At 73.8% G+C, this 13,714-nt stretch carries 14 protein-coding genes; 11 read left to right on the forward strand and 3 right to left on the reverse strand.

The genetic code is table 11. The features are described 5' to 3' along the window. Window positions 1-98: 98 nt before the first annotated feature. Window positions 99-971, reverse strand: a complete 873-nt coding sequence (locus BLR04_RS14325) for a PaaX family transcriptional regulator (protein WP_218128911.1) — start codon at window positions 969-971, stop codon at window positions 99-101. Between the two features lie 204 nt (window positions 972-1,175). Between BLR04_RS14325 and boxC the strand changes: the two genes are divergently transcribed. The 7 genes from boxC to BLR04_RS14360 all read left to right on the forward strand — a co-directional run bounded on the left by boxC (window position 1,176) and on the right by BLR04_RS14360 (window position 8,050). Beyond that, the gene (gene boxC / locus BLR04_RS14330; RefSeq protein ID WP_090764096.1) at window positions 1,176-2,822 is read left to right on the forward strand and encodes a 2,3-epoxybenzoyl-CoA dihydrolase; all 1,647 of its coding nucleotides are present in this window, start codon (window positions 1,176-1,178) and stop codon (window positions 2,820-2,822) included. A gap of 2 nt (window positions 2,823-2,824) precedes the next feature. Continuing rightward, a complete protein-coding gene (locus tag BLR04_RS14335) occupies window positions 2,825-4,393 on the forward strand; it encodes a benzoate-CoA ligase family protein (protein WP_090764099.1) in 1,569 nt (522 codons plus the stop codon). Further along, a complete protein-coding gene (locus tag BLR04_RS14340) occupies window positions 4,386-5,375 on the forward strand; it encodes an NAD(P)/FAD-dependent oxidoreductase (protein ID WP_090764103.1) in 990 nt (329 codons plus the stop codon). The genes BLR04_RS14335 and BLR04_RS14340 overlap by 8 nt, the downstream gene beginning before the upstream one ends. 16 nt (window positions 5,376-5,391) lie before the next feature. Further along, complete coding sequence (gene fdxA / locus BLR04_RS14345) at window positions 5,392-5,724, forward strand: ferredoxin (protein ID WP_090764106.1); 333 nt, start codon at window positions 5,392-5,394, stop codon at window positions 5,722-5,724. 8 nt (window positions 5,725-5,732) lie between these two features. Continuing rightward, the gene (locus BLR04_RS14350) at window positions 5,733-6,581 is read left to right on the forward strand and encodes an amidohydrolase family protein (RefSeq protein ID WP_218128913.1); all 849 of its coding nucleotides are present in this window, start codon (window positions 5,733-5,735) and stop codon (window positions 6,579-6,581) included. 3 nt (window positions 6,582-6,584) lie between these two features. Further along, entirely contained in the window at window positions 6,585-7,112 is a 528-nt protein-coding gene (locus BLR04_RS14355) for a gamma carbonic anhydrase family protein (protein WP_090764111.1), read from the forward strand. 200 nt (window positions 7,113-7,312) lie between these two features. After that, entirely contained in the window at window positions 7,313-8,050 is a 738-nt protein-coding gene (locus tag BLR04_RS14360) for a phosphotransferase family protein (RefSeq protein ID WP_090764747.1), read from the forward strand. 41 nt (window positions 8,051-8,091) lie between these two features. Here the strand turns inward: BLR04_RS14360 and BLR04_RS14365 are convergent, their stop codons facing one another. Next, window positions 8,092-8,835: an enoyl-CoA hydratase/isomerase family protein gene (locus BLR04_RS14365; protein WP_090764114.1), complete on the reverse strand. Its 744-nt coding sequence runs from the start codon at window positions 8,833-8,835 to the stop codon at window positions 8,092-8,094. 235 nt (window positions 8,836-9,070) lie between these two features. Here BLR04_RS14365 and BLR04_RS14370 point away from each other — a divergent pair, with 235 nt between their 5' ends. From BLR04_RS14370 to BLR04_RS14380, 3 genes are all read left to right on the forward strand, one after another. Further along, a complete protein-coding gene (locus tag BLR04_RS14370; protein WP_245740249.1) occupies window positions 9,071-9,817 on the forward strand; it encodes a carotenoid biosynthesis protein in 747 nt (248 codons plus the stop codon). After that, window positions 9,805-11,244, forward strand: a complete 1,440-nt coding sequence (locus BLR04_RS14375; RefSeq protein WP_176903084.1) for a phytoene desaturase family protein — start codon at window positions 9,805-9,807, stop codon at window positions 11,242-11,244. The genes BLR04_RS14370 and BLR04_RS14375 overlap by 13 nt, the downstream gene beginning before the upstream one ends. Window positions 11,245-11,414: 170 nt before the next feature. Beyond that, window positions 11,415-12,488 (forward strand): glycosyltransferase family 2 protein, encoded by a 1,074-nt coding sequence (locus BLR04_RS14380; protein WP_245740250.1) that lies wholly within the window; start codon window positions 11,415-11,417, stop codon window positions 12,486-12,488. On the opposite strand, the gene BLR04_RS14385 is transcribed toward BLR04_RS14380, so the two are convergent. Then, entirely contained in the window at window positions 12,439-13,035 is a 597-nt protein-coding gene (locus tag BLR04_RS14385) for a glycerol-3-phosphate acyltransferase (RefSeq protein ID WP_090764756.1), read from the reverse strand. The genes BLR04_RS14380 and BLR04_RS14385 overlap by 50 nt on opposite strands. Between BLR04_RS14385 and BLR04_RS14390 the strand changes: the two genes are divergently transcribed. Beyond that, window positions 13,010-13,711, forward strand: a complete 702-nt coding sequence (locus BLR04_RS14390; RefSeq protein WP_245740251.1) for a spheroidene monooxygenase — start codon at window positions 13,010-13,012, stop codon at window positions 13,709-13,711. The two genes, BLR04_RS14385 and BLR04_RS14390, sit on opposite strands and share 26 nt — an antisense overlap. Window positions 13,712-13,714: the final 3 nt, after the last annotated feature.

Genomic DNA, 13,714 nt, shown 5'->3' on the forward strand with positions numbered 1-13,714 from the left:
ACCCTGTCAGGCGCGGCCCGGAACAGCACGCCCGTTCGCCATGAGCGAGCCGAAGGCGAGGAGTCCGCGCGCCCGGGTGGACCGGCTCCTCCGGCGAGTCAGTGCCGGGAGGCGGCGCCGTCGTCCATGCGGTCCCACTCTGCCTGGGCGCGCCGGTGCCAGCGGTTGCGCAGGTCGTGGAAGACCGCCGCCGCCCGCGGGCCCGGCCAGTCGTGGTCGAGCAGCTCGGCCGGCAGGTCGGGGTCGAGGAACGGGAAGCGCCGCCACTCCTGGATCAGCAGCACCTGGTTGACGAACGCCTCCCGGTCGGAGGAGACCGTACGGCCATCGAAGCCCTCGATGAAACGCACGTAGCGCTTCTCGACGTCGTCGAGGTCCCACGCGGCGCTGATGAGCTTGGCGGGGTCGCCGATGCCGGCGGCAGGACCCGTCCAGGCGTGCGCCCGGTCGGCGAGGTCGAGGTCGCGGAGCACGTCGCGGACCGCGGCCTCCTTGGAGGCGTCGGGGACGACCCACAGCGTGGGGGAGGGCGAGCCGAGCCCGAGCCAGGTGAGCTTCGTGCGCAGCCGGTGGCGCAGCTGGCGCTGGCTCTCCGGCACGCCGATGGTGAGCACGAGCCAGCGGCCGTCCCACGCGTGCGGCCTGCGCATGAAGCCGTAGATGCGTTCGGTGCCCTCGCGCAGCAGCCGGTCGCCGGCCTCGGTGAGGTTCCAGCACACCTTGCGGCCGTGGCGCACCGACTCGAGCAGGCCCTCGGCGGCGGTGCGCGACAGCGCCTGGCGCGCCGACTTCTCCTCGACGCCGAGCGCGCCGAGCGCGCCCACCAGGGTGCCGGTCCAGACCTCGCCCCGGCGTGGCAGCACGAACTCGCCGAGCACCGTCAGCAGCAGCGAGCGGGCGCTGGCCGAAGTCCTCTCGCGCTCGTGCCCGGCCGCCTGGCCGGTGTCCGTGCGCTGCTCGCGCGGGGTCACGTGTGCCCTCCTGTCGTTCGCCGCCCTGACGAGGCGCATTCTCTCAGGCCGGGCAGGCGTACGCGTGCGGAGCCCGTCCACCCAGTAAATACTACAAACTCTTGACGGCGCACTATGTGAGCGTCGAATATCGGGGGAGACTCCCCTCGTCCAACGGAGCACACATTGCCTGCACCTGCTGAACCCACGCATTCGGCTCCGCCGGTGGTCCGCTTCGCGACCTCCCCGGACCGCTACCGTCACTGGAAGCTCGCGGTGGACGGGGCGGTCGCCACCGTCACGCTGTGCGTCGACGAGCACGGCGGGCTGACGCCGGGCTACGAGCTGAAGATGAACTCCTACGACCTCGGCGTCGACATCGAGCTGTACGACATCGTCCAGCGGCTCCGCTTCGAACACCCCGAGGTCAAGGCGGTCGTGGTCACCGGGGGTCTGGACCGCATGTTCTGCGCCGGCGCCAACATCAGGATGCTGGCCCAGTCGTCCCACGCGTGGAAGGTGAACTTCTGCAAGTTCACCAACGAGACCCGGGGCGGCATCGAGGACGCCACCGAGCACTCCGGCCAGACGTGGATCGCCGCGCTCAACGGCACCGCCGCCGGCGGCGGCTACGAGCTGGCGCTCGCCTGCGACCAGATCGTCCTGGTCGACGACGGGTCCTCGGCCGTGTCCCTGCCCGAGGTGCCGCTGCTCGGCGTGCTGCCCGGCACCGGCGGCCTCACCCGCGTCGTCGACAAGCGGCACGTGCGCAAGGACCGCGCCGACGTGTTCGCCACCAAGGCCGAGGGCTTCCGCGGCCGTACGGCGGTCGAGTGGGGCCTGGTCGACGCCGCCGTACCGCGCAACGCCCTGCACGAGGAGGTCGCGAGGCGCGCCGGCGAAGCCGCGGCGGCCTCCCGCAGGCCCTCCGACGCCACCGGCGTGACCCTCACCCCGCTCGACCGCAAGGACGACGGCGACACCATCACCTACCCGTACGTGTCCGCCCGGATCGACCGGGCCGGCCGCCGCGTCGAGATCACCGTGTCCGGCCCGCACGACGCGCCCCCGGCCGTACCCGCCGAGCAGGGCTGCGACTACTGGCCGCTCGCCATGACGCGCGCGCTCGACGACCTCGTCCTGCACCTGCGGACCAACGAGCAGGGGCTCGGCATCTGGGTGCTGCGCGCGGTCGGTGAGCACGACCGGGTCCTCGCCTACGACGCCCAGCTGCGCGAGTCGGCCGACGACTGGTTCGTCAACGAGGTCCGCCACTACTACAAGCGCACCCTCAAGCGCCTCGACGTCACCAGCCGCAGCCTCATCGCCGTCATCGAGCCGGGCACCGCCTTCGCCGGGCTGCTCGCCGAGCTCGCCCTGGCCGCCGACCGGCAGTACATGCTCGAGGGCGTGTACGAGGACCGCGACGACGACGCCGAGCCCGCCATGCTCGTGCTCGGCCCGTCCAACGACGGCGACTTCCCGATGGGCAACGGGCTGTCGCGCCTGCGGTCCAGGTTCTGGGGCGACGACGGCGGCCTCGACGCCGTGCGCGCGCGCTTCGGCGAGCGCCTGGACGCCGCCGCCGCGCAGGAGCTCGGCCTGGTCACCCTGGCCCTCGACGACATCGACTTCGAGGAGGAGCTGCGCATCGTCATGGAGGAGCGCGCCTCGCTGTCACCGGACGCGCTCACCGGCATGGAGGCCAACCACCGCTTCGTCGGCCCCGAGACGCTGGAGACGAAGATCTTCGGACGCCTCACCGCCTGGCAGAACTGGATCTTCATCCGGCCGAACGCCTCGGGCCCCGACGGCGCCCTGCGCCGCTACGGCACGGGCCGCAAGGGCGACTACGACCTCGAGCGGGTGTGACCATGACTCTTCCCGGCACCGGCTTCAACGCAGGCACCTGGCTCGTCCACCGCCACGTGCACGAGGGCCGCGGTGACCGCGTGGCCGTGCGCAGCGGCGACGCCAAGCTCACCTACGCCGAGCTGTCCGACCTCGTCGGGACGCTCACCGCCGCCCTGCGCGGCCTCGGCCTGCGCCGCGACGAGCGCGTCCTGTTCGTCACCGACGACGACGTCCCCATGTTCGCCGGCATCCTGGCCGCCTTCTGCGGCGGGTTCGTCGCCGTCCCGGTCTCCACCATGCTGGGCGCCAAGGAGCTGGGCACGATCATCGCCGACTCCGGCGCCTCGGCCGTGGTCGCGGGCGCCGACTACGGACCCCAGGTCGAGCAGGCCCTCACCATGGCGCCCGACGTACGCCACCTGGTGTGCGACGGCGACACGACGCTCCCTGCCCCGGCCGGGATCACCTCGCTGACCTGGACGCAGCTGATCGAGGCCGGTGCGGGCGAGCCGCGCGAGCCGTCCGCCACCGGGGACGACTCCTGGGCCCTGTGGCTCTACACCTCCGGCACCACCGGAGCCCCCAAGGGCGCCATGCACCGCCACGCCAACATCCGGCACGTCTGCGAGACCTACGGCGACCAGGTGCTCGGCATCACCCCCGACGACGTCTGCTTCTCCGCGGCCAAGCTCTTCTTCGCCTACGGCATCGGCAACTCCATGTTCTTCCCGCTCTCCGCGGGGGCCGCGACGGTGCTGGAGCCGCGCCGCACCGCCCCGGCGGTGGCCGCCGAGCGGGCGAGGGCCGACCGCCCGACGCTGTTCTTCGGCGTCCCCACCTTCTTCGCGGCGCTGCTCGCCGCCGACCTGCCGCCGGACACCTTCTCCTCGGTACGGTTAGGAACCTCGGCGGGTGAGGCGCTGCCCGCGCCGCTGCAGGAGAGGTTCACCCGCCGCTTCGGCGTCGAGATCATCGACGGCATCGGGTCCACCGAGGCGCTGCACATCTTCCTGTCCAACCGGCCGGGCGACATCCGTCCCGGCACCACGGGCCGTCCCGTGCCCGGCTACGACGTCGAGCTGCGCGACGCCGACGGCTCGCCCGTGCCCGACGGGCAGCCCGGCTCCCTGCACGTGAAGGGCGAGTCCATCGCCCTCGGCTACTGGCGCCGCACCGACGCCAGCCGCCTGGTGTTCGCGGGCGAGTGGCTCAACACCGGCGACACCTACGTCCGCTCGCCGGACGGCTACTACACCTGCCTCGGCCGCAGCAACGACCTGCTCAAGGCGGGCGGCATCTGGGTCTCGCCGGTCGAGGTGGAGAGCCGCCTGCTGGAGCATCCGCAGGTCGAGGAGGCCGCCGTGGTCGGCCTGGCCGACGAGCACGGGCTCGACAAGCCGGTCGCGTGCGTCGTCGCGGCGGGCGGCGTCACCGCGGACGAGCTCGTGCAGTGGTGCCGCGACGGGCTGGCCGCGTTCAAGCGCCCGCGACAGGTGATCTTCCTCGACCGGCTGCCCAAGACCGCCACCGGCAAGATCCAGCGCTTCAGGATCCGCCAGTTCCTCGCGGAGAGGACCCCGGATGAGTGACCTCGACGTCGACGTGCTGATCGTCGGAGCGGGGCCCGTCGGGCTCTTCGGCGCGTACTACGCCGGGGTGCGGGGCCTGCGCACCGCGGTCGTCGACTCGCTGAGCCAGGTCGGCGGGCAGGTCAGCGCCATGTACCCGGAGAAGCAGATCCACGACATCGCCGGCTTCCCCGCCGTCTCCGGCCGCGACCTCGTCGCAGGCCTGGTCGAGCAGGCGGCGCCGTACGAACCGGCGTACCTGATGGGTCAGGAGGCGCAGCGGCTCGACCGCGTCCCGCAGGACGGACGACCCGACCTGCTCGTCGTCAAGACCAGCGCCGGAACCGAGATCACCGCCGGGTCCGTCGTCGTGACCGGCGGCATCGGCACCTTCACCCCGCGCCCGCTGCCGGCCGGGGAGGAGTTCCTCGGCCGGGGCCTGGCCTACTTCGTGCCCGACAGCTCCGGCTACGCGGGCAAGGACGTGGTCGTCGTCGGCGGCGGCGACAGCGCCGTCGACTGGGCCCTCATGCTCCAGCCCGTCGCGCGCAGCGTCACGCTCGTGCACCGCCGCGCCGCCTTCCGCGCCCACCGCGGCACGGTCGAGCGGCTCAGGTCCTCGCCCGTCGAGATCGTCACCGACGCCCAGGTGGTCGCCACCACCGGCGTTGACGAGCTCGAACAGGTCGAGCTGAGCACGGGACGCACACTCCCGTGCCGGCGGCTCGTGGCCGCCCTCGGCTTCACCGCCGACCTGGGGCCGGTGCGCGAGTGGGGGCTCGACCTGCGCGACAACCGCCACCTGGTCGTCGACTCGGCGATGCGCACCAACGTGCCCGGCATCTACGCCGCCGGCGACATCGCCGACTACGACGGCAAGGTCCGTCTCATCGCGGTCGGTTTCGGCGAGGTGGCGACGGCCGTCAACAACGCGGCCGTGCACCTCGACCCCCGCGCCCAGCTCTTCCCGGGGCACTCGACCGACAACCCCGCCCCGGTCTAGTCCAGGAGTTTCCGCAATGCCGTACGTCATCGCCGCACCCTGCATCGACGTCATGGACAAGTCGTGTGTCGAGGAGTGCCCGGTCGACTGCATCTACGAGGGGGAGCGCAAGCTCTACATCAACCCCAAGGAGTGCATCGACTGCGGCGCCTGCGAGCCCGCGTGCCCGGTGGAGGCCATCAGCCAGGACCGCCGCGTCGCCCCCGAGCACACCGACTTCGTCGAGGACAACCGCCGCTTCTTCGTCGAAGTGCTGCCCGGCCGCGACGCCCCGCTCGGCGCGCCCGGCGGGGCGAACAAGACCGGCCGCATCGGCGTGGACACGTCCATGGTGGCGGGGCGGCCATGATCGACGGCATGCCGCTCATCGACGCGCACGTCCACGTGCCGCTGCTCGGCACACTCAAACCGGCGTGGCTGCGGTGGGCGGACGATTTCGGCGCCGACGGCGTCATGGCCGACGTCTGGGACGGTGACGGCCGGCCGCGCCCCGCCCGCCTGGACGAGCTCTTCGCCGCCGAGGGCGTGGACGTCGCGCTGTTGTTCTGCGAGTACAGCCCGAAGGCGACCGGCACGCAGGCCTTCGAGGACCTGCTGCCGATCGTCGAGCACAACCAGGACCGGTTCCGCCCGGTCGCCAACGTCAACCCGCACCTGCACTTCCCGCTCGCCGCCGAGGTGCGCCGGCAGCTCGACCTCGGGGCGGCCGCCCTCAAGCTGCACCCCGTGCACGGCGGCTTCCGCTGCGACGAAGCGGCCCTGTACCCGGCGTACCAGGTGCTGGAGGAGCGCGGCGTGCCGCTCGTCGTGCACTGTGGGACAAGCTCCTTCCCCGGCTCGGCCAACGAGAACGCCGACCCGCGTTTCCTCATCCCCGTCGTGCGCGACTTCCCCGGGCTCAACGTGGTGCTCGCCCACGGCGGGCGCGGCTGGTGGTACGACGCGGCCGCGTTCCTCGCCCTGTCGAACGACACCGTGTGGCTGGAACTGTCCGGCCTGCCGCCCAAGCGGCTGCCCGAGTACTACGCCCGCCACGACCTCACCCGCCTGGCCCGCAAGTGGATCTTCGGCACCGACTGGCCGGGCGTGCCCGGCACCGCGGCGAACGCGCGGGCCGTCGCCGGGCTGCTCCCCGACGAGGTGGCGCGGGCCGTGCTCGGCGGTAACGCCGCCAAGGTGTACGCGGGCCTGCCGGGCGGGGTGTGACCGATGCCCGTCTACGCACTCGGGGACCAGACGCCCCGCATCCACCCGGACGCGTACGTCCATCCGGACGCCGTCGTCATCGGCAGCGTCGACATCGGGGCGCAGGCGTCGGTCTGGCCGGGCGCCGTGCTGCGCGGCGACTTCGGCCGCATCGAGATCGGCGCCCGCACCTCCATCCAGGACGGCACCGTCGTGCACACCACCGAGCGGTGGCCCACCGTGATCGGCAGCGGCTGCGTGGTCGGCCACAACGCCCACCTGGAAGGCTGCACGATCGAGGACCGCTGCCTCATCGGCTCCGGCTCGGTGGTGCTGAACCGGGCGGTCGTCCGCACCGGGTCGGTGATCGGCGCCCAGGCGCTCGTCCCCGAGGGGCTGGAGGTGCCGCCGGGCCACCTGGCGCTCGGCGTGCCCGCCCGTCCGAGGCCCATGGACGACGACGCCCAGGGACGGTGGATCGACCACGGCGTGCGGGAGTACCTCGGCAACGCCGAACGCTACCGGAAGGAACTCCGCAGGCTCGACCCCTGACCGGGGTGCTCTCGCGCCGGTCCTCGCGCCTGGCATGCCGCGCGGTCGGACAGGGCGCGCGGCTCGGCGGTGCGGTCGGACAGGGCGCGCGGCTCGGCGGTGCGGGCGAATGGACCTGTCGCGTTCCTGGGCCCGGCCAGGCGGTGGCAGGCTGGAAAACCCGTTGTGACCTCGATGATCACCTGTCGATAATGGCCGGCATGGAGCAGCTTGAGGTCGTCGTCGCCCACACCGAGCGGGCCACCCTGCGCGTCGGTGATGTCTTCCTGAAGGTCGACGTCGATCAGCAGCGCATCGATGTCGAGGTCGAGGCGATGGCCCTGGCGCCGGTCCCGACGCCGGAAGTGCTGTGGCGCAAGCCGCCCGTGCTCGCGCTCGCCGCCCTGCCCGGCACAGCGCTCGGCCGGCTCGGCGAGCCGTCCACCGCGCCGCCTTCCGCGTGGGGCGCGGCGGGCGCCGCCGTACGGGCGCTGCACGACGCGCCGCTGCCCCCCTGGCCAGGCCCGAGCCTCGACGACCTCGTCGCGCGCCTCGACGGCGAGTGCGCGTGGCTCCTCGCGAACGACGTCCTGCCTGGCGACCTGGTCAAGCGCAACCGCGAGGTCGCCGAGGCCGCGCTGCGTCCGTGGACGCCGGTGTTCGCGCACGGCGACCTCCAGCTCAGCCACGTGTTCGTCGACGGCGACGAGGTCACGGGTGTGCTCGACTGGTCCGAGGCGGCCCGCGGCGACGCCCTGTACGACCTCGCCGTCCTCACGCTCGGCCACGAGGACCGCCTCGACGACGTCGTGTCCGGCTACGGCGCCGACGTCGACCTCGACGTCATCCGCGGCTGGTGGTCGTGGCGCAGCCTGGTTGCGGTCCGCTGGCTGTCGGAGAACGGCTTCGACCCGTCCTCACCGGGCTGCGAGATCGACGTGCTCCGCGCCCGCATGTGAGGCCCGCGCGCCCGGCGCGCTGCCGCTGGTGAGCGGCGAGGTCACCGGTCGGAGCGGCGCCGTTCCAGGAACGCGGTCATGCGTTCGTGCTTGTCCTCGGTCTCGAACAGCACGGCCTGCGCGACGTCGTCGAAGCGGGGGTGCGCGCCCGGGGGAGCGGCGAGGGCGAGCTTCGTCAGGCGCAGCGCCAGCGGCGCGTTCCTCGCGATGCGGGCGGCCAGCCGATCGGCCGCCGCGAGCAGCTCGTCCTCGGCGACCAGCTCGTTGACCAGCCTGACCGCCAGCGCCTCCTCGGCCGACACCACCCGCCCGGCCAGCAGGATCTCCTTGGCGAGGGGCTCGCCGACCAGCTCGCGCAGCCGCCAGCAGGCTCCGGCCGCCGCCATGATGCCGAGCCCCGCCTCCGGGTTGCCGAAGCGGGCGCGCGGCGTCGCGAGGCGGAAGTCGCACGCGTACGCCAGCTCCGCGCCGCCACCGAGCGCGGGTCCGTCGATGGCGGCGATCGTCGGCATCGGCAGCCGGGCGATCCGGTCGAACAGGCCGGAGTTGATGCCCGCGAGCGCGTCCTCGCGGCGGCGCTCGCGCAGCTGCCGGATGTCCGCGCCCGCCGCGAAGACGCCGTCGGTGCCGGTGATCACGAGGATCCTGGGCCGGCGTTCCAGCCCGTCGCACACCTCGTGCAGCTCGGCCACCATCTCCGCGTCGATCGCGTTGCGCACGTGCGGGCGGTCCAGCTGGACAAGCACCCGATCCCGGCCTTCCTCGACCTTCAGCGTGCCGCTCACCGAGGCTCCCTCTCCGTGGAAATGCTACATATACGTAGCGATGCGAATAGCAAGTGTAGAGCGAACTGTGCGGGAGGGGAATCTTGCCCCGATGCTCGTGCGGCCATGAGGCTCGCTTGAGCCGCCGACGGGCACGTGCATCGGAAGACGTGGCTGCGGCGAAAGACGGCGTGTGGACCAGACACGAGACCACCGGACACGGGACGACCCGGCACGAGGCTCATGGGTGGGCCGCGTGCCCGCCGGGCGCGCGAACGCGCTGGGCACGCTGTTCCTGACCGTCATGACGGTCTGCCAGGTGGCCTCCGGGCTCAGCGCCCGCCCGGAGCGGTTCACCGGCCCGATCGTGCTGCTGCTGGCCGCGTGCGCCCTCGCCTTCGCGTCCGGCGCGTGGGGGACCGCGAGGGCGGCGAAGGCGTTCGGCGCGGCGGTCCTGACCGGGTACGCGGCCGAGGTGGCCGGGGTGCTCACGGGGTTCCCGTTCGGCGAGTACCGCTACAGCGACGTGCTGTGGCCGCAGGTGGGCGGCGTACCCGTCGTGGTGGCGCTGGCGTGGGGCGGCATGGGGCTCGCCGCGTACGCGGTCGCGTCCGCCGTCGCGCCGTCGCGCGGGTGGGTGCGCGTCTGCGCCGGAGCGGGCGCGCTGACCGCGTGGGACCTGTTCCTCGACCCGCAGATGGTCCGGCTCGGCCTGTGGACCTGGGTGCGGGACGGCTTCTACCGCGGCATCCCGCTCAGCAACTTCGCCGGCTGGCTGCTGGTGTCCGCCCTCGTGATGGGCGTCGTCACGCTCGCCGTCGGGCACGGTCGCGGCGGCGCGCCTGCCAGGGGGCTGCTCGTGCTGTACACCGTGATGGCGGTCATGGAGACGGTCGCCTTCGCGGCGGTGTTCGACCCGCCCGACCCGGTGGTCGCGGCGGCCGGAGGCATCACGATGGGCGCGTTCGCGGCGCTCGCCTGGAGGCGGTCATGGCCGAGGTGACGGTGATCGGCGGCGGCGTCGGCGGCATGGTGTGCGCGCTGCTGCTGGCCAGGCAGGGGCACGAGGTCCGGTTGTACGAGCGGCTGCCGCGACTGGGCGGCAAGCTCGCCGAGCACCGCCGCGACGGCTTCGCCTTCTCCCTCGGACCGTCCCTGCTCACCATGCCGGAGCTGTTCCGCGAGCTGGGCCTGGAACGCGAGCTCGTCGAACCCGAACTGCTGTGCCGCTACCGGTTCGCCGACGGCACCGTGCTGGACGCGCGGCGCGACCCCGACCTGATGGCCGCCGAGGTGGAGCGGCTGGCCCCCGGCGAAGGACGCAACTGGCGCGCCTTCCACGCCTGGGCGCGCGGCTGCCTGCGCGCGGCCGGCCGCACGGCGTTCGCCGGGCCGCTGCTCAGGGCCGACGGCGCCGCCCGGCTGTCCGACCTGCTGGCCGTGGCGCCCGCGCGCACGCTCGACGGGCTCGCCCGCCGCTACTTCCGCGACCCCCGCCTGCGCCAGTACGCCGGCCGCTACGCCACCTACGCCGGGTCGAGCCCGTACCGCGCGCCCGCCGCACTCGGCTGCGTCCCCGCGCTGGAGCACGACCAGGGCGTCTGGTACGCGCCCGGCGGCCTGCCCCGGCTCGCCGACGACCTCGCCCTGCTGCTGAAGGCGGCGAACGTACGGGTCCACCTGTCCGAGCCGGTCGCCGCCGTCGAAGCCGGGACCTCCCGCGTCACCGGGGTGCGGCTGGCGAGCGGGGAACGTGTGCGGGCCGACGTCGTGGTGGCCAACGTCGACGCCGCCGCCCTGTACGGCCGCCTGCTGCCCGACCGCGCCCGGCTGCGCAGGATCGCCCGGCTCGGGCCCTCTTCGTCGGCGTTCCTGCTGCTCGCCGGGGTGGAGGGACGCACGCCCGGGCTGCCGCACCACTCGGTGCTGTTCTCGGCCGACTACCGGCGGGAGTTCGCCGACATCTTCGACCACGGGCGTCCGCCGCGCGACCCGACCGTGTACGTCGGCTGCTCCTCCGTGGACGACGCCTCCCAGGCCCCCGTGGGCGCCGAGAACTGGACGATGCTGGTCAACGTGCCGGCCCGCGACCCGGCGCGCTGGCCGATCGGGGTGGCGGCGTACCGCGACCTCGTGCTGGAGCGGCTGGCCGAGCGCGGATACGACCTCGCGGGCCGGCTGCGCTTCGTGGACGTCTTCACTCCCGCCGACCTGCGCGACCGCTACGGCGCCTGGGGCGGCGCCATCTACGGCAGCGCCTGCCGAGGCAGACTCGCCCCCTTCCTCCGCCCGGGCAACCGCGGCCCCCGACGCGGCCTCTACCTGGTAGGCGGCTCAGCCCACCCCGGCGGCGGCCTTCCCATGGTCACCCTCGGCGCCCACATCGTCGCCACCCTCGTGGCACAGGACTTCCCAGGCACCCCCGAATGACCCCACCCATCCCCATGCAGGCAACCCCCGCCACCGCCCACCATCCGCGAACCTCAGCCACCCCTGGTGCGCCTGCCTCTCACACCCGAAAGGGACCGGTAGTTGTGCGTGCTGTCGGGCGGGTTGTGGTGGGGGGGCTTGCCGCGGCGCAAGTCGTGGCGGCCGGTGTGGTGATCGCCAGGTTGGCGCGGGGGCGGCGGCGGTTGCCGCCGTTGCGGCCGGTGGGCGCGTCCGGCGTGACGGTCTCCGTGGTGGTCCCCGCCCGCGACGAGGCGGCCAGGATCGGGCCGTGCCTGCGGGCCGTGCTCGCCGACCCCGCCGTCACCGAAGTGATCGTGGTGGACGACGGCTCCAGCGACGGCACCGCCGAGCTGGCGGCCGCGCTCGGGGCCAAGGTCGTCACGGCCGCCCCGCTGCCCGGCGGATGGGTGGGCAAGCAGTGGGCGCTGCGCCAGGGGGTCGCCGCCGCCGCAGGCGACGTCGTGGTGACCCTCGACGCCGACACCCGCCCCGCGCCCGGTTTGGTCGGCGCGCTGACAGCCGCCCTGGAGCGGTACGACCTGGTGAGCGCCGCCCCCCGGTTCGTCTGCGACGGGGTGCTGGAACAGGCCCTGCACGCCTCCATGCTGGCGACGCTCGTCCACCGGTTCGGGCCGGTCGGCCCGGCACGCCCCCTGCCCCCGCACCGCGTCGTCGCCAACGGCCAGTGCCTGGCCTTCCGCCGCGACCGGATGACCGAGGCGGACGGCTTCGCCCTCGTCCGCGACCGGATGGCCGACGACGTCGCGCTGGCCCGCTGCCTGGCCCGGCGCGGCTGGACGGTCGGCTTCCTGGACGCGGGCGGCCTGCTGGAGGTGGACATGCACGACTCGGCGGCCGAGGTGTGGCGGGAGTGGGGCCGCTCCCTGCCGCTGAGCGACGTGACCGGCCCCGGCTGGCAGGCGGCCGACCTGGCCGTCGTCTGGCTGGCCGGGGCGCTGCCCGTCTTGCGCCTGGTCGCCGGCCGTCCCACCGCCTTGGACGCGGCGCTGCTCGGCACGCGGCTGCTGCTGACGGCAGCGCTGCGCGGCAGCTACCGCGACCCCGGCGCCGGCCTACTGCTGTCGCCGCTGCTCGACCCGGCGTCCGCGGTCCGCCTGACCCAGGCGACGCTGCGTCCCGTACGCACGTGGCGCGGCCGTACGTACCCCGCGATCACCGATGCCGCGCGAAAAGCGCGGCCTGGCCGAAACGCAGCCCGATGAGGCACATCAGCCCTCCGGTGGCCGCCACCAGCTCCACGGGCGCGAACAGCAGCTGCAGCACCGGCACGCCGAACACCGCGAGGCGGGCGCCCACCGCGAACGAGCGCAGCGCCCACGCCGTCACCACGAGCAGGGCCACCGCCAGGACGAACGCCGGCGGGCAGATGACGGCCACGCCGCCCGCGAAGGTGAGCACGGACCGGCCGCCACGGAACGAGGCGAAGACCGGCCACGCGTGCCCGGCCATCGCCGCCGCCACGGCGAGGTACACCGGCACCACGCTCGCCCCCGCCACCGTGGCGAACCCGGCCGTGTGGAAGCCACTGACCACCAGCCCGCACAGAGCGGCCAGCGCCCCCTTGAGCGTGTCGCCCGCGAACACCGGCACCGCGGCCCGGCGGCCGAGCTGCTCCTTGACGTTCCAGTACCCGGGGTTGCGGTCGCCGACGTCCCTGGGGTCGACGCCGTGCGCGCGCGCCACCAGCACCGCCACCGGCACCGAGCCGAGCAGGTAACCGGCGATGACCGACACCAGCACGTCAACCATCGCCTCCTTCCACCTCCTGCGCTACGACACCCTCGGCGCGATGCGGCACATGGCCTTCGACCGGCCGCTGTTGCGGCGCACGGAAGGGCTGACCTTCTGGCGGCTGCTCGGCACCGGCCGGGGACGGTCCATGTCGCTGGGCGCCGACCTGCGCCGGTGGGCGCTGTACGCGGTCTGGCGCGGTCCGGCCGACCTGGAGGAGTTCCTGGCCACCTCGCCGATCGCGGCCCGCTGGCGGTCCGAGGCCCGCGAGAGCTGGCACGTGCGCCTGACGCCGCTCGCCGCGCGCGGCGCGTGGGCGGGACGCAATCCGATCGCCATCGAAGGCGGCGCCGGAGGCGTCCAGGGACCGGTGGCGGTGCTCACCAGGGCGTCCATCCGCTTCAGCCGCCTGGCCGCCTTCTACCGGTCCGTGCCCGCGGTCGACGAGCTGCTGCGGCGGCAGGACGGCTGCCTCGCCTCGATCGGCATGGGGGAGTGGCCGCTCGCCCGGCAGGCCACCTTCTCGCTGTGGCGCGACAGCGCGTCCGTGCGCGCCTTCGCCTACCGCGGCGCGGAACACCAACAGGTCATCGAGCGCGTACGGTCGCACGACTGGTACGCCGAAGAGCTGTTCGCCCGGTTCATCCCGTACGGCAGCGAGGGCACCTGGGACGGGACCGACCCGCTGCGCTGACGC

This window comes from Nonomuraea maritima, from assembly GCF_900100395.1.
GTDB classification, from domain to species: Bacteria; Actinomycetota; Actinomycetes; order Streptosporangiales; family Streptosporangiaceae; genus Nonomuraea; species Nonomuraea maritima.